Here is an 18,950-nt window from a genome sequence, read left to right on the forward strand (position 1 = left end):
AACAATTAAAAATAAAAAGTTATTTAAATATAATCTTCCTCATGGAAGAAATCAAATACCTTTTCCATTTCTGCGGGGATGTCGATGCCTTGTGGACATTGAATATTGCACTCACCACAGAAAGTGCAGCTGTCTGCTCTTTCATCCTTGTTAACTAACCAGAAATAAGGGGCAGCAGTCTTATCAATATAATCCAAACTTTTTGCAATATTATACTGTTTAAAGCAATGAGGAATGTCCACCTTATTATGACAAGGCATACAGTATCTGCAGCCGGTACATGGAATCTCTTCCCTTGATTTATAGACTTGAGTGACATCCTTTAAGATTTGTCGGTCATGTTCACTCATGGAATTGACATCACAGTTTTCTGCAATAGCGATATTCTGCTTTACTTGATCCATATTGCTCATACCACTGAATACAGAAGTTACAAGAGGCTTATCCCATAGATACTCAAAAGCCCATTCAACAGGAGTTCTTTTTTTATCTGCAGTATCCCAAAGAGCCTGAACTTCATCTGGAATATTATTGATTAGACTTCCGCCTCTGAGAGGTTCCATAATTGCATTTCCAAGACCTGCCATTCCTACAAACTCTAAACCTCCTAGACCGCTTTTATAATCTTCATCAAGATAGTTCACTTGAGTTAAAATAACATCCCATTTATCATAGGAATCCATAATGCTGAAGAAAACATCCAAGTCATCGTGGAATGAGAAACCAACATATTTAGCTCTGCCATCTTCCAGGATAGAGTCCAAGAATTCCAATACATCCATACCATATAGCTTATTCCAGAAGTCTATCTTAAGGGAATGCAACATGTAAACATCAATATAATCAGTTTGCAACCTTTCAAGCTGCAAATCAAGGAACTTATCCATATCTTCCCTTTTGTTTACCAGCCATCCAGGTAATTTGGTTTGTATGACAACATCATCACGAATGCCCTTTTCTGCAAGGTATTTGCCTAAAAAAGGCTCAGCATTTCCTCCTAAGTTCCTGTTTTTACTATGAAATGAATAAGCGGTATCAAAATAGTTTACTCCATGTTCAATTGCATAATCGAACATTTTAGTAGCTTCTGCCTCATCAATTTCATAAAAATGTTCCTTATGAGGCAAACGCATACATCCAAAACCTAAATTAGATACTTCTAAATCAGTTCTCCCTAATTTTCTATAAAACATTGTGTCACCTAAAACAACATTTAATTATATGATAGTATGTTTAATAAAATATATAAAAATAGCTAAAAAAGTAGTGAAAAAAAGAAGAAGAAAAAAATTAATCTAAATAATTTTCTACATGATTAAAGAATAAATAAATATTAGAATCGACTTTTTTTAAACGATTTTTATATTCAATCAATAAGTCAATCCTTTCATCATCACTTAAGTATTTGCCATCATAAATCAATGGAATATCAGATAAATCCCCCATAAAGAGAAGCTTAAGTTGATCTTTAGTTAAAATGGATGAAAATTTAATTATATTGTCAAAATTTTCTTCAGTGAATTCCAATTCATTGAACACAAAATATTCTTTGAATTCATCAATTACTTCTTTATATATTGGAACCAATTTAACTGCAATATTATATTTCCATTCATCATCCCAAGGATGCAACTGCATTAGTTTTTCTATTAAGAAATTAGCAGAATCCTCTAAATTGTCCCCAAATTGATTGAAATCCATTTTATCCCTAAATCATCCCATTGACATAATAAGCATTATTATAAATAAAATTAAAATAGATCCACAACAACAGGAAAGCCAATCAGTATCATTTGAAGCATTGCTAGGCTTTGAAGTTGTGGAAGAACCATTAGTTGAAGAGCCTGTATCTCTAAAATTAGTGGAAAAATTTGGTGCAATTAATCTATTGCCGCAATTTCCGCAAAATAATGCTACATCTTTATTTTCATGACCACAATTTGGACAGAACTTTGACATTTTTTACCCCCTTTAATAAACAAATAAATTTAAAAAATAAATTTAATAATTATTTATTTTTATAAATTTCAATAAAAATATTAAAAAATTTTTAAAATTTAATTAAAAAAATAAAACTAAAAATGCATTTAAGCATTTTCAGTCATGATAGGAACCACTTGTTTCTTACGGGAAACGACTCCTTCCAATAAGACAGTGTTATCCTCTAATTTTACATCATAAGCTTTTTCTACAAGTGCAGCATCCTTACCAAGTGCAATCACTTGAGAATTGCTGTTTACAATATCAGTGATTAAAAGCATGAACAAGTCTAAATCCTCTTCTTCAATGATCTTTTCCATTCCTGCTTCCAATTCAGCTTTCATTTCCATTACATCAGCGATATCTGCAGTGTTCACTTGATTGACAATGGATTTGACATCCTTAAAGTCAATTTGCTTTGCATCTAAGCTTAAGATTTCAGGAATTGTGAAACTGGATAAGTCAGTTCCTGCCTTTAACATTTCCAATCCATATGATTCATAATCGATTTCAGCGATTTCTGCAAGTTCTGCTACTGCTTTTTTATCATCTTCAGTGGTAGTTGGAGATTTTAAAAGCAAGGTATCGGAAATAATTGCAGACAACATTAAGGATGCGATTTTCTTATCTGGAGTGAATCCGTTTTCCTTATATAATTTTAATAAAACAGTTTCTGTACATCCTACAGGCTCTGTTCTGATAAATAATGGATAAGAAGTTTCAAAAGCTATTTTATGATGGTCTACAAGCTTTAAGATTTTTGCATTTTCTATATTGTCAACAGATTCGCTTGGACTGTTATGATCTACAAGAATCACTTCTGCACCATCTTCAACTTTTTCAATTAATTCTGGAGCTTCAATGCCAAAGTAATTCAATACATATTCAGTTTCCTTATTAAGACTTCCTAATCTGCATGCAAGAACATCATTACCTAATTTTGCCTCCAAATCAGCCATTACAAGACTGGAGGTAATTGAATCGGTATCTGGACTTTTATGACCAAAAATATAAGTTTTACTCATTTTTTCACCTAATATAAATTGAATAAATTTTTATCAAAATAACAATTATAATTTTGACCTTTCACATTATTAAATATTTATGAAAATTTAAAAAAAAGTTAATTAAAAAGGATTAATGTTTAGAACTTAGATTAAAAAAATCTAAGCTCTAAACCTGAATTATAAACTATACCAAAAAAAGAAAACTAGAAACTAATGTAAAGGGGGTGATATGTTAAAAGAATATTCTAAAAGTATAGTTAATAATTCTATGAATATAAATATATTTATTATTTATATAAATAGTTTGCTATTAATAGTACAAAAAATAGTTAATTAACCTTAAAAAAATCAAATAGATTTAAAAAAACTAAAATAAATTTAAAAAAAAACTTAGATATTAATCCATTTTATTTAAAAAAAATTTTGATTATTCTAAATATGGATAAGACGAATGTAATGATTTTTTATAGAATTATTTAGAATAATCAAATGAATTTTCATCAAAGAACTATTATGCAATAATAGATCTTTGATTAAACTTGCAGTTTTAAGTATTTTCCGTGAAGAAACTGTAATTTCCAATGAATTTATCTTAAAAATTTTTAAAATTGTTTCACCAAAAAATACATGTTCCTTGATTATAATATTATTTAAATAAGTATAAACCAATATCCCAAGAGCATTTGAAAATAAATTATGCCAAAAATAAAAAGAAAAAATTACGAATTAGAAAAAAAGATAATAAAAAAATTAAGAGAATTTGATAACTACCTAAATAAGTCATTGTCAATATTTAACTCTTTATAGGCCTCTTCAATCTCTTTTGTAACTTTTTCAATCTTATCACTTACAGATTTATGTCTTGATACCAAATCATTAATGTCAATGCTTTCCTCTTCTTCATATGTATCAACATAACGAGGAATGTTTAAATTGAAATCATTTCCCTTGAGTTCATCTAAGCTTGCTCTATGGGAATATCCTTCTATCTCTTCCCTTAAATAATAAGTGCTTACGATTTTATAAATATCCTTTTCCCTTAAGTTGTTGATTAACTTGAATTTATTGAAATCACGTGAAGCGTCTATAAATAGAACATCATCATCAAAATCCCTGTTTTTCTTAAAGATCATCATACATGCAGGATTATTTGTGCTGTAGAACATATTTGCAGGAAGTCCAATGACAGCATCAAGATAATTGAATTTACCAACAATCATCTTTCTGATCTTTCCTTCAGCAGCAGTCCTGAATAGAACTCCATGAGGGACAACAACAAGCATTATGCCATCTTCATTCAAGTGATAAAGCATATGCTGAATGAATGCATAATCCCCTTTTGAATGTGGAGGAAGAATATTGTACTGCTTAAACCTTACATCATCCAGAAAACTCCTGTCTGCAGTCCATTTGGAATTGAATGGAATTTGTGAAACAATGGCATCAAATGTGTAATTCAAATGCTGAGGTTGCTCCAGTGTATCTCCTTGCTTGATGTCAAAGTCCTTATAATGGATATTATGCAGAATCATGTTTTCTCTAGCAATATTATAGAAAGAAGCATTAAGTTCCTGACCGCAAATAAAATCACAAGGCAATTCCTTATTCACCTCTAAAAGCAAGGAAGCTGAACCGCAACATGGGTCATAAACTGAATCGAGATGTGTTTTCTGGGAGGATATCAATTTAGCGATTAAAGTGGATACCTCATTAGGAGTGTAGTAATCTGAAGAACTAGACGAATTCAATGAAAACTCGCTTAATAGATATTCAAAACTGTTTCCAATTAAATTATCTATATACTTTTCATAAGTTTCATCTTCTAGCTCATAGCTATCCTTATTTAAACTGTTTTCATCAAAATCATAATTATCTGCATTTATTAAACTTAAACTAGGCTCAATAACATTTTGCATTTTCTTATCAACTAATGAATCCAAAGCCTTGAAATCATTTTCAATATGATTTGAATTCCTCTTTGATATGATTTCCAATTCATTATTCTTCTTTCTTAAGCGTGCATCTCTTTTATAGCTTAAAGAGGAATAATCGTTCCTATTGAATTTTCTGTTATCAAGAATTGATTTGCTTAAAAGAGAGTTATTTCTGCTTTCCTTATCCAAATCAAAGTGGACAGAGCTCAAAGCATCTAAAATATTGAATACTACCCTATTCTTATCTTCCATTTTCTTACCTAATTGGGATGCGTTCAAGTCCACCCCTTCAAATAGGTTCTGGAAATCCTCTTGACTTTCTCTTCCTACTGAAGAATCACTGATTTCAGTAAATGCCTTGCCTAATTCTTCAATAATGATATTTCCATAGTTCTTTGAAGAAACTATGTTTTTATATAAAAGGTTAGGGCTTAAAAAGTATCCTATATCTTCAATTGACTTTTCTCTTAAGGATTTCTTATACTCTTTGAAATAATATGCATCCTCAAAGTTAAGGTTTACATCTTTCAATTCATTTTTGACATATGTCTCTAATTTTTCAGAGAGGTATTTATAGGAAATAAAACCTAGGAAATACTTTTGAAACTCATCATCAGTTAAGAAACCAATCTTCTTTTCCCTTTTCAAATCCTCATAAATGGACCATAATTGACGTCCTAAAATATTCTCCATACCATAACCCCTAATTTAAATAATCATAATCATCAACATAGATCAGTTTTCCTCTAATCTCTCCAATAAGTTCTTCATGATCAATTTCTCATTCTGCCTTTCCAATTCGATTAATTCCTGGTTTAGATTGATCCTTTTGTCCATCAATTTAAATAATCTTCCATAATTTACCTGAGTTTCATAATCAGGAATAGGCAAATGAATTTTTTTTAGGTGAGTTGTTTTAATGATTTTTAAAGTAGTTCCTTCCACTATCTTATGCAATTCCCTTGGAAAAATGTCACTTTTAAGAAGGTGATAGATGAAGTCAACATCAAATCCTTCCCTAACCCTCACAACAGCATAATACATAGGGATAATTATTCCCTCTTTTTCAAGCTTACTTACAGTGGACCCTGCAAGTAAGATTACGATGTCATCTTTCCTTGAGTAAAACTTAGGATTTATGTCCTCAGAAACAAGTTCAATATCGGTTTCAATTTTTGAACTGTCTTCATATGTTTTCTTCAGCACTTTCTGCTCTACTGTGATACCTTTTTGATAACGTTTGACTCTAATTCCAGTGAAAATATCTGCAATTTCATCAAACTTATATTTTTTAATCATATACTCACCTAATTGGATTAAAATAAAAACATGAAATATTTCTATATATTAATATGTAATTACTTGTTCTTAAACTTAAGGGCATAATTTATAAAAAAAGAGATTAGGAAAATGAAGGAAAAGAAAATGATTTAAAGATTAAATGGAAAAAAGATAACACCCCCTGTACCTTTTTTCCTAAATAGGACTCACCCCCGAATCCTATCCAAAATCTTAAGGATTATGATTCACCCCCAAATCATATTCCATAGAATCCACGTATCTTCAATAGTTCGATTGAATAAGAATCACCCCCAATTCTTATCCAAATCACAAGGAATATAAATCACCCCCAGTTATATTCCTTACTTATGAATAAATACATAAGATTGATTTTATTTTTTGATAATTTCTTATAATTTTTGATGTGATATTTATTGGATTAGATCTTATTTTAATCAACCATTAAAATTTAGTGCAGTGAGGATATATATCCAAGCAAAAGGTGTTAAAGTTAAACAGTTGAGAGGTTGAAAGCTACACTAATTCACTAATAGAAATCCTTTTTTAAACTTCTAAATTCTAATGAAATTTTTAATGATTGAAAAAAATAAGCACGACTTAAGTTTACTCAAGTTTTTCTAATCACAATAAGTATTATAAGCATACTAGTATATAAATGTTTCGTTCTTAAATTTAATGACACTAATCTAAAATCATATGACATAATAATATTTGTTGAAAAAACATGAAAAAGAAGTGAAAAAATTAAAAAATAAATAGAAAAAATAGAAGAAATAACAAATAAAATAAAAATAAAGAAAAAATAGAACAAATAAACCAAATAAAATAAAAATAAAGAAAAAATAGAACAAATAAACCAAATAAAATAAAAATAAAGAAAAATAAAAATTAATAATTAATTAAAATCTTTATTATATGCCTCTGTATCTTCTACACCATTTGTATAATGTTTATTGTTAACTGTATCAATAGCTTCATTAGGACCATGTAGACGGTCTATATGATGAACACCATTAGCATCATCATATTCTCTAATATAATCCGCATCTTGGCCAGACCAATAGTAACCTGCAGGCACATTGCTTGATGAAGATTGATTGGAGGCAGACTTGGTACTGTCAACACCAGAACTGCTTGCATTTTGAGCAGCACTTGCATTCTCACCATTTATAGTTTCTGTAGTGTTTGTTTCTTCATTGAAGTATACATATCTTGCAGAAGCAATCATATGCTCTAGCATTTCAGGATCTTTACAGATGATTAGAATATTATCATGAGTGATATGATTTCCTATAAATGCCATATAAGTTCCATTTTCTTCATTATGCCAAACAGTCTGATTTCCTAAGGTCTCTTGAACAGCATTGGCTGCAAATTCATTGCGGATATACTCCAATTCAACAGCCGCAATTTGATTGCCTTGTTCACTATTAAAATACATTAGTGTTAAATCATGCTTAGTGTCATTAATAACATAAATTCCATTATTAATTACTGAATTTGTAGATTGATCACTTATTGGCATTTCAATGCTGGAAGTGTTTGTAAGGCCAACCCTAGTGTATTTTACAGTCTCATCATAACCTAATAAAAAGAAAGAACTTGCTAAAACCACTGCAATAACTAGAAATACCAATAATAAACGCCTTAAATCCACATAAACCTCCCCATTAACTATTTTTTAAAAAATAAATTAGTTTATTATAATTATTAATTTAAATTAAATTATTTATAAACTTAACTTAAAAAACTTATAAAATAGGGTAAAATGGATTAAAAAAAGTGAAAAATAGATAAAATTTAAAAAAATAGTGAAAAGTGAAAATAATTAAAAATGAGATTATAAGAAATAAGAAAATACTAAAATTAAGATGACCTTGCTATAACAAAATCTGCTAAAGCAATAAGCATTTCTTTAGCTTCAGAGTCAGGCAATATTTCGAGTACTTTCTTAGCACCATCAACGTTTTCTAAAGCGAGATTGTGAGCATATTCAATGGAGCCATATTTATTGAATAAATCAATCGCTTCATTAACCATTTCTTGTGAACAATTGTCATCTTTCAAGATTTCAAGTAATCTTTCATGGTCTTCGCCTTCAGATTCAGCTAATGCCTTAACAACCATAAGAGTCATTTTTCCTTTAGCGATATCACTGCCTACAGGTTTTCCAAGGTCCTTTTCATCACTGATTACATCCAAGTAATCGTCTTGGATTTGGAAAGCGGTACCGATCATACGACCATATTCATATAATGCATTGACTTCTTTCTCATCTGCTCCACCCATAATTGCTCCTGCTTTAGTGGCTGCAGCAATCAATGCACCGGTTTTCTTAAAGATCATTTCAGAATATTCCGCTTCTTTTACATCAAAGTTTCCTTCAAAGCTCATATCAGAAGCTTGACCTTCACAGATTTTTACACATGCATCTGCAACGGTAGCTAATGCATTTGCAACATTTTCAGGGTTTGCATTTTCCTCTTTGGAAGCGATTACCATTTCAAATGCTTTTGAGAATAATGTATCCCCTGCTAAAATAGCTACAGGTTCATCCCATACCTTATGTACAGAAGGCATTCCTCTTCTCATGTCATCGTCATCCATGATATCGTCATGGATAAGTGAAAAAGTATGAATAAGCTCTAAAGCAGCAGCAGTTTTCAATGCATCTTCCTTTTTTCCTCCAACTGCTTCTGCAGAGATTAAAGTAAGCGCTGGTCTAAGCATCTTTCCACCAGCTTTAGTTAAGTAAAGACAAGCATCCTGTAAATCCTGTGGTTCAATACACTCAAGATTCTCTTCAATGGTTTTTACAACATCTTTGGAATATTGTTTTAAGACATCAGTAACATCAGACATAATTCTCCCTCTAGACTAATATTTATTGAAACTTCATTAAATACTTAATTAAAAATATTTTTATAATAATGATTTTTTTAAAGAAATAAACTCAAATAAGTTAATTAGATTAACTAGTGGCCATTAAAGACCTGAGCTTGTGCATTTCTTAAAATATGAATATTGTTTCCTATTCTGTATCCCTCTTCCTCTGCAAGTTCTCCATAAGCAACTAACATTTCAAGCTCACCGTGAGCAGGAATGATGTGTTTTGGCTTAAGCATTCTCAAGAAATCTCTGTGGTCTTCACGACCAGCGTGTCCTGAAACGTGAGCGTTTGCATAGATTCTTGCACCGTTTGCCTTTAACTTGGATTCAAGAATATGTCTGTTTGCAGCATTGGTTGGGTTTGGAATGATAGGTGCTGAAAATATGACATTGTCTCCTTTCTTTACATTGAATGGAGTTCTTCCACTTGCTATTCTTGGAAGCAAAGCGTCTGGTTCTCCTTGGTGGCCAGTAGTAACAAGCAAGAACTTGTCCCTATCCTCTTCAGCTTTCATAAGAGCCTTGTTAACAGCTTTAGGTGATCCATAAACATAAGCGTTTGCAGGCAATTTCAAGATTCCCAAATTCTGTGCAATTCCACAGAACCTTTCCATGGAACGTCCTAAGAATAGAATTTCCCTATCTCCATCCTTTGCAATGTCTGCAATGGTTTGGATCCTTTCAATATGGGAAGAGAATGTGGTAACAATCATACCTTCCTTAGCATTCAAAGGTTCTCTCATCAAGTCCTCTAAGATGATTCTTGCAACCTTTTCTGAGTATGTTCTTGTTTCAGTGTAATTGATTGCATTGGTAGTCTCTACAATAAGGGCTAATACTCCTTTTCTACCTAATTCCCTAAGCCTATTGTAATCAGGTGGCGGGGAAACCTTTTGATGATTGTCAAACTTAAAGTCCAATGCATAAACGATTATTCCTTCATTGGTGTGCAATACAGGGAACACTGCTTGAGGAATACTGTGAGTGGACTGTACGAATTCTAAGGTAATGTCCTTGGACAATTTGATCTTGCTTCCAGGATTTAATGGCCTTATTGGATTGTTTACCTTGAATTTACGTTCTCCTTTAATCTGCTTTTCAATGAGTGCAGTGGTATAAGGGGTTCCGATGATTGGTGCATCGTATCTGTGAGCCAATTTGGCAACAGCACCAATGTGGTCCAAGTGACCGTGTGAGAAAACTATTCCCTTTACTTTTCCATCTACATCTTTCATGATTGTGTCGTCTGGAATTACTCCTCTTTCGATTAAATCCAAACTGTGCATTCTATCAATATCTGTATCTTCGTGAATGCTGATCCTGTCTAAGTGGATACCCATATCGAATATGATTACATCTTCACCGACTTTTACTGCAGTCATGTTTTTTCCTACTTCTTCATATCCACCTATTGCAATAACTTCTACAGTCATTTATTGCCTCCTTTTTGTTTTTTCCCGTAAAATAATTAGTATGAGTTTTATTTTCAAATTATAAAGTACAATACATTCTAAATAATATAAAAATAAGAGTTAAAACTCTTAAATTAAAAAATAGAACATTAAATAATCTTTTTATATCTTTCAATTATCTTTTAGCATATGCTTTTGTATCGAATCCTCTTGCTTCTAACCAGTTTTTAGTCTCACCTTTGATAATGAGATTTGAATTCTTAAGCTCCTCGATATTTGAAGCTCCAACTAAAAACATTGCAATTCTTAAGGATTCATTGAATCTTTCCACCATTTGGACTAAAGCATCTTGCCCTTCATAAGCCCCTTTAAGTGCAGGAAGTGCCATACCAACAGCATCTGCACCAAGTGCAATGGCTTTTGCTGCATCAAGACCTGATCTGATACCACCAGAAGAGACAACTGGAATATCAACGGAATTCACTACCTCTGCAGTGCTTACAGCAGTAGGGATTCCCCAATCCCAGAATAATTCTCCTAAATATCTGTCATCTGCACGATAGGTTTCAACAGCAGCCCAACTAGTTCCGCCAGCACCTTCTATATCAATAAAGCTTACTCCTGCATTTTCAAGAATCTTTGCATCTTCAGCACTAATTCCGGTACCGGTTTCCTTTGCCATAACAGGAACTTTAACTGATTTGCATATTTCAGCTATTGAATCTATGTATCCTCTTGCATCAACATCTCCTTCAGGTTGAATTGCTTCCTGTAAAGGGTTCAAATGGATTGCTAAAATATCACTGTCCAATATTTCAACAGCTTCCTCTGCTAAATCAGATTGAGGTGCTCCAATATTACCTAAAACAAGCGCATTTGGAGCATATTCCCTTACAACATCATAAGTGTCTCTTAATTCTGGATTGACAATAGCTGCCCTTTGACTACCTAAACCTAAACCTATTTGCTTATCTTCTGCAACAGTAGCCAATTCCTTGTTGATGTCCTTAGCAGCAGGATGTCCTCCAGTGATTGCTGTAATGAATAAAGGAGATTCCAATTTCTTACCGAAAACTTCTGTTGAAATATCAATTTCCTCTTTATGAACTTCAGGCAATGCCCTATGGATCAATTCAATATCCTCAAAGCCTGTAGTTTTATCCTTATAATTAACATCATAATTCTTACAAATCATGAGATGTTCTAATTTTCTATCTGAAATCATTGTTTCCTCTTTAATTATTAATAAAATGTAAGTATAATATGTTTAAATTAATATTAAGCACTATTAAATCATTAGAACCTAAAAAAAGCAATCTATAAACTCTAGATAATCAACTATTTTTTAAATAGTAAACCTTTAAAAGTAGTTTAAATATATAAATTAAACTAATCAATGTAAAATTCTTATAAATAGAAAAATTAAATTTAAAAAAGCCCTTATAAATAAAAGTTAAATTAAATAAAATATTCTTACGTGTTTAATTAGGTCCCGAATGAATTTAAAAACATTAAAATCCGACTTAATATTAATTCTAATTTTTTAAATTCAAAATATATGAAAATTGCATATATTTTAACTATTTATAATTTTTTATTTTCATTATATTTAAATATTGGGTAAAAATAGAGTATTCTAAGAAAAAATTCTTTAAAAAAAGGGTTGAATAATACTAAAAAAGAAAAAATAATAGTTGAATGGAAAAATAATAGTAAAAAATAGAAAAATAACCAAAATTATTTTCTGCAGATTTTAGTTCCATTCACTTTCATGCCTTGCAAAGCCTTTGCAATGGCTCCTTCCTCATTTGCATTGATGATTTCAGAGCTTATTCCATAATCAGCCAAGTCTAAAAGCTCTTTTACCTTACCCACCATACCCCCAGTTACATCAACATTGGTAGTGGATTCCAAGAACTTGATGTCCTCAATGGAGTTCACTTCATCAATATGAACTGCATCATCATGTGTTTTAGGGTTCTTGGTATAGACTCCTGCAACATCTGTTCCAAGGACAATCCTATCAGACTTCAAGAATTTAGCAATGTATTGAAGGACTTGATCTCCAGATATAACCGCTATCTTTAGTTCATCATCAATAACGACATCTCCGAAGAGAACAGGTACAAATCCTTCACTAAGGTATGTCTTGATTAAATTCAAGTCAAAGTCATAGATCCTCTTATTGTGTGAAGTTATAAATGAAGATGGAGGTATTGCAATAACTGGAATGCCATGTTCAATCAAGGATTCGCAGATGATTGAATTCAATTTCTTAACCTCATTTTGAACTTCAGCAAACCCTATTCTCTTTTCAAGGTAATCCTTCATTTCAAAAGGCTGTCCAATCTGATACTTCTTAGCAGGAGGATGACCGAATGAACCTGCTCCATGAACGATTACAAGGCCATCTATCAAGTCATTGCTGATTTCTTCAGCATATAAAGACTGTCTAATTTCCTCTGCAATACGATTCAAGTTATCATAATCAACTTTAGGTTCTGCTGAATCCTTTTCAGTTAATATGCTTCCGCCAATCTTTAAAATAATCATAAAATCACACTAATAAAAATCTAATAATAATCCATTTTTAAAATGAAATTGAATAAATGAAATTGAATAAATGAAATTGAATAAATGAAATAATATAAAAATGAAAATTGCATTTCATTAAGGTAAAGGAGGAGCTCTCCTATTTACTAAAACACCATCCTTTGAGAACTTGACTTTAATTGTCTTATCTTCAACATTGATTGCTTCTGCAACTTCATCTATTGTCTCTTCACTGCATAGGGAAATTATACTTCCCCCACCACCAGAACCGGTGATTTTGGATGCAAGGGCTCCATTGTCACGAGCAGTATAAATCATTCTGGACAATTCATAGGTGTTTACACCTAAAGAGTCAAGCAACCCCTGATTCAAGTTCATAAGTTCAGCAATCCTTTCCACATCATTTTTTATGATAGCAACTCTTGCCTCATTTGCAATCTTTCCCATTGTGGAAATGATTGGGTCCACCAATTCCGGATAGGTTTCCTTTAATGTCTTAACGTTTTTAACCATTTTTGCAGTGTTTCCGTATTTATTGGTGAATCCTACAACAAATGGAGCATCCAAATGACTATCGAAGCGAACTATTCTCTTCTCACGGGACAGATAGATTAGCCCACCGTATGTACTTATCAAGGTATCCAATGGACTGGCAATTCCCTGAACATCCTCTTCCACTCCATGAGCTTCATGTGCAAGGGTTTCCTTATTGAATTCAACTCCATGGAAATGATGCAATGCAGCTATTGTTGCTACAGTTACAGCAGCAGAAGAACCTAAACCTGAACCGATAGGCAAGTTAAGGGACAAGCTCATGTCAATGTTACTGTGATCATGGAACTTTCCCATAGCATTCAATATATAACGGATAATGCCTGGTTTTCCTCTAACTAATGTATAAGTTCCTCTACGAGTGTCCATCTTAACTTCAAAACCTAAATCATTGGACTTTAATGTGGAGTAATTGTTATTTGATCTGCGAATGCTAACTGTAGCCCTTTTATTGACTGCACCTGCAATAGCCGGTTCATCATAAACTACTGAATGCTCACCGAAAAGAATTGTCTTTCCAGGTGCAGAAGCTACTGATATATGTCTCATAATAATTCTCCTAATTCTTTTAATTAATCCAATATTCAATTTTGAAATTCTTCTTGATTATATAAAATTTAATATATTTATAAATTTATCTTAAATAGTATAAAAAGTATACTATAAATATGGAAAAGAATATCGAAAAGAATATTGAGAAAGAATGTTACAATTGCAAATATTTGGAGTTTGACACAGACTTATGCACCCAATTCTTTTGCAAATATCATGAAAAGCTGATTAAGCAAGATGACAGTTGTGAAAATTGGTCAAAAAGTGAAAAAAGGAAAACTCAATAGAAAAAACTTTATATTTAAAATCAGAGAGTTAAGAGTATGTATAAATTTACAAGAAATGAAATAAGAGACTTGCTGATTGCATTTGCAGTGCTTTCAATCTGTTTTGCAATATCAAATGTTGGAACAGACCTATTTGGCATTGCTTCAATCCTGCCAATAGTCATGATTGGCGTTGGTGCAGGATTCCTATTGCATGAGATTGGACACAAGTTCGTGTCAATGAAATATGGTTACTGGGCTGAATTCAAGTTATGGCCTTTAGGATTGGTAATAGCATTAGTTACAGCATTTCTGGGATTTGTTTTTGCAGCACCAGGTGCAGTCAACACCTATGCAGATCAAATGAGTGATGAGATTAACGGCAGAATATCCATTGCAGGGCCAATGACCAATATGGGACTTGCATTAGTGTTCATAGTCATTGCTGCCTTGATATATCCATTTTCAATCCACTCACAAATAGTTCATTTAATATATTTAATCTGTACTGTAGGATACTCTGTAAACAGCTATTTGGCAGCATTTAACCTATTGCCTTTTGCAACATTGGATGGAACTAAAGTGATGAAATGGAGTGTTTTGATTTGGTTTGTTGTTTTCGCAATAGCTGCAATAATGACCTTATTATCCATGACCATAGGTGCCGAAAACATGGTTGGATTAATAATTGGAATGTAAAATAAATACTCATTTACGTTTTTTCTTAGGTGCTGGAAGCTCTTCATACATCGCTTCCAATAGCTCTTTTAAAAATTCTCTGTCATCTACATCATCAACAAGCAACATCTCCTTTGCACCTTCATACGGCAATTCCATATCTGCATCAGGCATCATTGCCAAAGCTACTTTTACAGGCTTGATTAGGAAACGATCATCATAAATTCCACCTACAATCTTGCCACGATAATAGATAATGTATTCTCCCATCATTGCACGATAGGATATATCATCCAAATCTGAAAGTTGCTCCAAAATGTATTCTAAATATTCCTTACTTGATGACATGATCAATCACTCATAAAAATAAAAATAGATTAAAAAAAATAAAAAATGGAAAATAAAAAATAGAAAAATATCATGAAAAAAATTGCTTTTTTTAATTCCTTTCTATAACTTCTATCTTATATCCATCTGGATCAGTTATGAAATAGTACTTTTCACTGTCGTCTTCATATAAGCTTTTTAAAGGACCTACTTCATATCCTGCATTGATATGCTCGTCTCTAATAGCTTCAATGTCTTTTACAAGAACTGCAAGATGTCCGTATCCTGTACCTATTTCATAAGGAACTTCAGGATCATAATTATAAGTAAGCTCCAATTCAAAATGGGATTGGCCATCAGTCAAATAGACCAATGTGAATTTGCCTTCAGGCTTATCCACTCTTCTATTCTCTTTCATTCCCAATGCTTCATCATAAAACTTCAATGAACGTTCAAGATCAAAGACTCTAATCATTTCATGTATCATCATGCAATTTGCCATTATATCACCTTATTATAATTTAATTTGAGCATATAATAACTTTTCCATATTTTTTTTATATTGTACATTTTTATATGAGAAAATTGCATTAGAATTAAAAATATTAAAATTTATTAGTTGTTTGTTTAAGATATTCTCTTTTTAGAATTTGATAAAAAATAAGGTTTTGAGATGGTTATAAAGAAAAATAATGAAAAATTAAACATTAAAAAAGTAAAAAATTTAAAGCTTTAATCTTTATTGAAAATTACATATCTTGCCTTGCTTGAAAACTCTTTAGGGCTTATGCCTGCAGTTCTCCAAATAAAGAATTCCATAATCAAAAACGTTGCGAATAGCCAAATAAATCCAAAAATCCAATCCATAAGAACAGTTATTCCTGACTCAATAAGGAAAATAATGCAAGAAATAGAAAATAGTGCATAAAATTCCCCTGTAATCATTCCAGGAGTATAAGGCCTTTCCAGTTTTGCAAGTTTAATCCCCGTAATATGTATAAAACCTTCAAATACCCCAAGAAGCAATACTGCACAGGATAAAAAGAGAGCATTTGGAAAAATCAATGCTAAACAAGTTATTGCAAAAATGTAAATATCCGGTTTTGCATACATGTCATGAAGGTCTATATTGGAAAGGTCTAATTGCCATATCTTAGCCATTACTTCAAAAAATCCTCCTGGAAAACGCTGTTCTTCCCATTCATGCAATGTTACGATACATGTTGCCATTATGATTATTTTTTGAATTATAAGAAGACTATTCCACATTACCATTCCGATGACTAATAATGCAAGAGCATATGCTGTTAGGCAATACAAACTGTATTTATTGAAATTTTTCATATTTTTACCGCCAATACGCAAACTTTTTTTAGAAATTGATTTTTTTAACTCATCTTTTATGAAGATGAGGTTGAAAAAAATCTAATACCATACACCAGAACCATAACCGACTACAGATGCATAATCCAAAGTTATGTCACCACTTGTTGTATGCTGTAAAAGTTCGAAGTTTTTCTGACCTAATTTTTTAGAAAATTCCATACTTACCATAGTTGGACCGTATCCACATATACTAATTTGTTCTTTTTTCACAACTTGATAGAGACCTTCAGTATTTGCATTGAACACTTCATTAAACACAAGGTTGTCATGTTCAATGGTCTTTTCCTGAGACTTAAAATGAGATAAATCAGTACTATCAATCAAAGTGATTTTTCTTCCCAAGTTTTGGCTAGATTCGTAGATGGAATTTGCCAAATCTTTAGATGTTTCAACAGATTGATCCATCATGCAGATTGGAACTATCTTGAAGTTGCTGTCAAAGTACTTTAGGAATGGAAGCTGAACTTCACAACTATGCTCTTGAAGATGTGCCTTGAAATCAGCCTTAGCGAAATTGGAGTTCTTGATGATTTCATCTGCAAGTTCATTATCTACATCACAAACTCCATTTGGCACTACCCATGAACCTTCATTATATACAGAAACCTCTTCTCCAAAGCCCGTATGGTTAGGGCAAAGGATTACGAATGTTTCAGGATAACCGTCCTGAACTAATTTAGAATAAGCATGAGCCGCAGTTGGGCCAGAGTAAACATAGCCTGCATGTGGAACCATAATTGCATTTACCTGTTTTTCCTTATTTATTCTTGATAACTTAGGAACTTCACCCGGACCTAACCTATGTTTAAAACAGTCTTCAATGGATTCTCTCAAGTATTTTACATTACCTTCATAAAATTTATTAGCAACTATAGGTTCTCTAATCATATTTTCACCCATTTTTAAATTTTCATAATTAAATATCATTGAATAATTTATTTTCAGTTAAATATAGATTTAATTTACTTATATAAAAATTTATATAAAAAATAGCGAAATAGAAAATTATTTTAAAAATAGATAAGAATGGATAAAAATAGATAAAAATAGATAAAATAGGATTTAAAAAGTTAAAAAAAGTAAAATAATTAAAGAAAATTCCTCCCAACAAGTGGAAAGAATTTTGGTCAAGGTTTTTTGACCGAAGGTCAAAAAAGCTTGTCTAGAACTTTAATTCAAAGTCAGAAGATTCAATGTCTAAATCTTCGTCTTCGCCAAGAATTCCTCTTTCTCTTAAGATTTGTCTTGCAAGTAACCAGTAGATTAAAGCAATAGCTTTTCTACCTTTGTTGTTAGATGGAACACAAATATCTACATTAGCAAGTAAGTTTTCAGAATCGCATAAACCTACTACAGGAATACCGTTTTGTTTGGATTCTAAAATTGCTTGAGAGTCGGATCTTGGGTCAGTTACAACAATAACTTTAGGTTCAATGAATTTAGCGTATTGTGGGTTGGTTAAGGTACCTGGGATGAATCTACCAGGAATGGTTTTACAACCAGTGATTTCACCGAATTTTTTAACAGGAGCTTGACCGTATTGACGGGTAGCTACTACTAAAATGTCATCTGGGTCGTATTTTGCTAAGAATTTAGCAACAGCTCTGATTCTTTCATCAGTTTTACGAACGTCCAAGACATATAAACCATCGGATCTTACACGGAAAATGTATTTTTCCATGTCACTAGTCTTTTGTTGGGTACCAATGTGTAACCCAGCAGCTAAATACTTTTCTAAAGGGATTAATAAATCTGACACTTTATCACCATAATATATAAAATCTAATTCTTTTTTGATATTTAATTAAATTATTAAAAAATAAAGAAAGAATTAATAAGATCCTTAAAGGAAATTATTAAATTCTTCTCAAAATCTACAAATCTATTCTCTAATAGTAATGCAGTTGTTAGGACACATGTCGACACAAACTTCACATAAAGTACATTCGTCTTCATGATCAGTTACTACTTTGTCTCCGTCTAATGAAAAGATTTCCATAGGACACATATCTACACATTCACCACATTCTGCGTTTTCACATTTGCTTGCATCAATTGTAACAGTTGACATTTTTACACCATTTTTTATTAAAAATTTTTATTAATTAATAA

20 protein-coding genes are annotated in these 18,950 nt (G+C 31.7%); 2 read left to right on the top strand and 18 right to left on the bottom strand.

From position 1 onward, the window contains the following. Positions 1-23 precede the first annotated feature (23 nt). The 12 genes from IJI80_RS02475 to mvk all read right to left on the bottom strand — a co-directional run bounded on the left by IJI80_RS02475 (position 24) and on the right by mvk (position 14,178). Positions 24-1,193, bottom strand: coding sequence for an aldo/keto reductase (locus tag IJI80_RS02475; RefSeq protein WP_292787374.1), 1,170 nt, complete (start codon positions 1,191-1,193; stop codon positions 24-26). Positions 1,194-1,290: 97 nt separating this feature from the next. Next, entirely contained in the window at positions 1,291-1,701 is a 411-nt protein-coding gene (locus IJI80_RS02480; protein ID WP_292787380.1) for a hypothetical protein, read from the bottom strand. Between the two features lie 12 nt (positions 1,702-1,713). Beyond that, positions 1,714-1,959, bottom strand: coding sequence for a zinc ribbon domain-containing protein (locus tag IJI80_RS02485; RefSeq protein ID WP_292787382.1), 246 nt, complete (start codon positions 1,957-1,959; stop codon positions 1,714-1,716). 128 nt (positions 1,960-2,087) lie between these two features. Beyond that, positions 2,088-3,005 (bottom strand): manganese-dependent inorganic pyrophosphatase, encoded by a 918-nt coding sequence (locus IJI80_RS02490; RefSeq protein WP_292787384.1) that lies wholly within the window; start codon positions 3,003-3,005, stop codon positions 2,088-2,090. A 749-nt stretch (positions 3,006-3,754) separates the two neighbouring features. Next, positions 3,755-5,614, bottom strand: a complete 1,860-nt coding sequence (locus tag IJI80_RS02495; protein ID WP_292787386.1) for a type I restriction-modification system subunit M — start codon at positions 5,612-5,614, stop codon at positions 3,755-3,757. Between the two features lie 42 nt (positions 5,615-5,656). Beyond that, positions 5,657-6,220 carry a restriction endonuclease subunit S gene (locus tag IJI80_RS02500; RefSeq protein WP_292787388.1) on the bottom strand — a complete coding sequence of 188 codons (564 nt, stop codon included), beginning with the start codon at positions 6,218-6,220 and terminating at the stop codon, positions 5,657-5,659. An 898-nt stretch (positions 6,221-7,118) separates the two neighbouring features. Next, positions 7,119-7,880: a hypothetical protein gene (locus IJI80_RS02505; RefSeq protein WP_292787390.1), complete on the bottom strand. Its 762-nt coding sequence runs from the start codon at positions 7,878-7,880 to the stop codon at positions 7,119-7,121. Between the two features lie 209 nt (positions 7,881-8,089). After that, complete coding sequence (gene idsA, locus IJI80_RS02510) at positions 8,090-9,085, bottom strand: short chain isoprenyl diphosphate synthase IdsA (protein ID WP_292787392.1); 996 nt, start codon at positions 9,083-9,085, stop codon at positions 8,090-8,092. Between the two features lie 113 nt (positions 9,086-9,198). Continuing rightward, positions 9,199-10,545 (bottom strand): RNase J family beta-CASP ribonuclease, encoded by a 1,347-nt coding sequence (locus tag IJI80_RS02515; protein ID WP_292787394.1) that lies wholly within the window; start codon positions 10,543-10,545, stop codon positions 9,199-9,201. 154 nt (positions 10,546-10,699) lie between these two features. Then, on the bottom strand, positions 10,700-11,749 hold the full coding sequence (gene fni, locus IJI80_RS02520; protein ID WP_292787396.1) for a type 2 isopentenyl-diphosphate Delta-isomerase: 1,050 nt from the start codon (positions 11,747-11,749) through the stop codon (positions 10,700-10,702). A 512-nt stretch (positions 11,750-12,261) separates the two neighbouring features. After that, positions 12,262-13,077, bottom strand: a complete 816-nt coding sequence (locus IJI80_RS02525; RefSeq protein ID WP_292787398.1) for an isopentenyl phosphate kinase — start codon at positions 13,075-13,077, stop codon at positions 12,262-12,264. A gap of 117 nt (positions 13,078-13,194) precedes the next feature. Continuing rightward, positions 13,195-14,178: a mevalonate kinase gene (mvk, locus tag IJI80_RS02530; protein ID WP_292787400.1), complete on the bottom strand. Its 984-nt coding sequence runs from the start codon at positions 14,176-14,178 to the stop codon at positions 13,195-13,197. A 119-nt stretch (positions 14,179-14,297) separates the two neighbouring features. Here mvk and IJI80_RS02535 point away from each other — a divergent pair, with 119 nt between their 5' ends. After that, on the top strand, positions 14,298-14,468 hold the full coding sequence (locus IJI80_RS02535; RefSeq protein WP_292787402.1) for a hypothetical protein: 171 nt from the start codon (positions 14,298-14,300) through the stop codon (positions 14,466-14,468). A gap of 36 nt (positions 14,469-14,504) precedes the next feature. Further along, a complete protein-coding gene (locus IJI80_RS02540) occupies positions 14,505-15,146 on the top strand; it encodes a site-2 protease family protein (protein WP_292787404.1) in 642 nt (213 codons plus the stop codon). A gap of 9 nt (positions 15,147-15,155) precedes the next feature. On the opposite strand, the gene IJI80_RS02545 is transcribed toward IJI80_RS02540, so the two are convergent. The 6 genes from IJI80_RS02545 to IJI80_RS02570 form a co-directional block, all read right to left on the bottom strand. Further along, the gene (locus IJI80_RS02545) at positions 15,156-15,473 is read right to left on the bottom strand and encodes a TfoX/Sxy family protein (protein ID WP_292787406.1); all 318 of its coding nucleotides are present in this window, start codon (positions 15,471-15,473) and stop codon (positions 15,156-15,158) included. A 91-nt stretch (positions 15,474-15,564) separates the two neighbouring features. Next, positions 15,565-15,954 carry a VOC family protein gene (locus tag IJI80_RS02550; RefSeq protein ID WP_292787408.1) on the bottom strand — a complete coding sequence of 130 codons (390 nt, stop codon included), beginning with the start codon at positions 15,952-15,954 and terminating at the stop codon, positions 15,565-15,567. A 230-nt stretch (positions 15,955-16,184) separates the two neighbouring features. Further along, on the bottom strand, positions 16,185-16,796 hold the full coding sequence (locus IJI80_RS02555; RefSeq protein ID WP_292787410.1) for an HXXEE domain-containing protein: 612 nt from the start codon (positions 16,794-16,796) through the stop codon (positions 16,185-16,187). A gap of 81 nt (positions 16,797-16,877) precedes the next feature. Further along, positions 16,878-17,726: an AmmeMemoRadiSam system protein B gene (gene amrB, locus IJI80_RS02560; RefSeq protein WP_292787412.1), complete on the bottom strand. Its 849-nt coding sequence runs from the start codon at positions 17,724-17,726 to the stop codon at positions 16,878-16,880. Positions 17,727-18,000: 274 nt separating this feature from the next. After that, on the bottom strand, positions 18,001-18,597 hold the full coding sequence (gene rpsB / locus IJI80_RS02565; protein WP_292778329.1) for a 30S ribosomal protein S2: 597 nt from the start codon (positions 18,595-18,597) through the stop codon (positions 18,001-18,003). A gap of 123 nt (positions 18,598-18,720) precedes the next feature. Then, positions 18,721-18,909, bottom strand: a complete 189-nt coding sequence (locus IJI80_RS02570) for a 4Fe-4S dicluster domain-containing protein (RefSeq protein ID WP_292787414.1) — start codon at positions 18,907-18,909, stop codon at positions 18,721-18,723. Positions 18,910-18,950 lie beyond the last annotated feature (41 nt).

Source organism: Methanobrevibacter sp. (assembly GCF_017432245.1).
In the GTDB taxonomy this organism is placed as follows: domain Archaea; phylum Methanobacteriota; class Methanobacteria; order Methanobacteriales; family Methanobacteriaceae; genus Methanobrevibacter.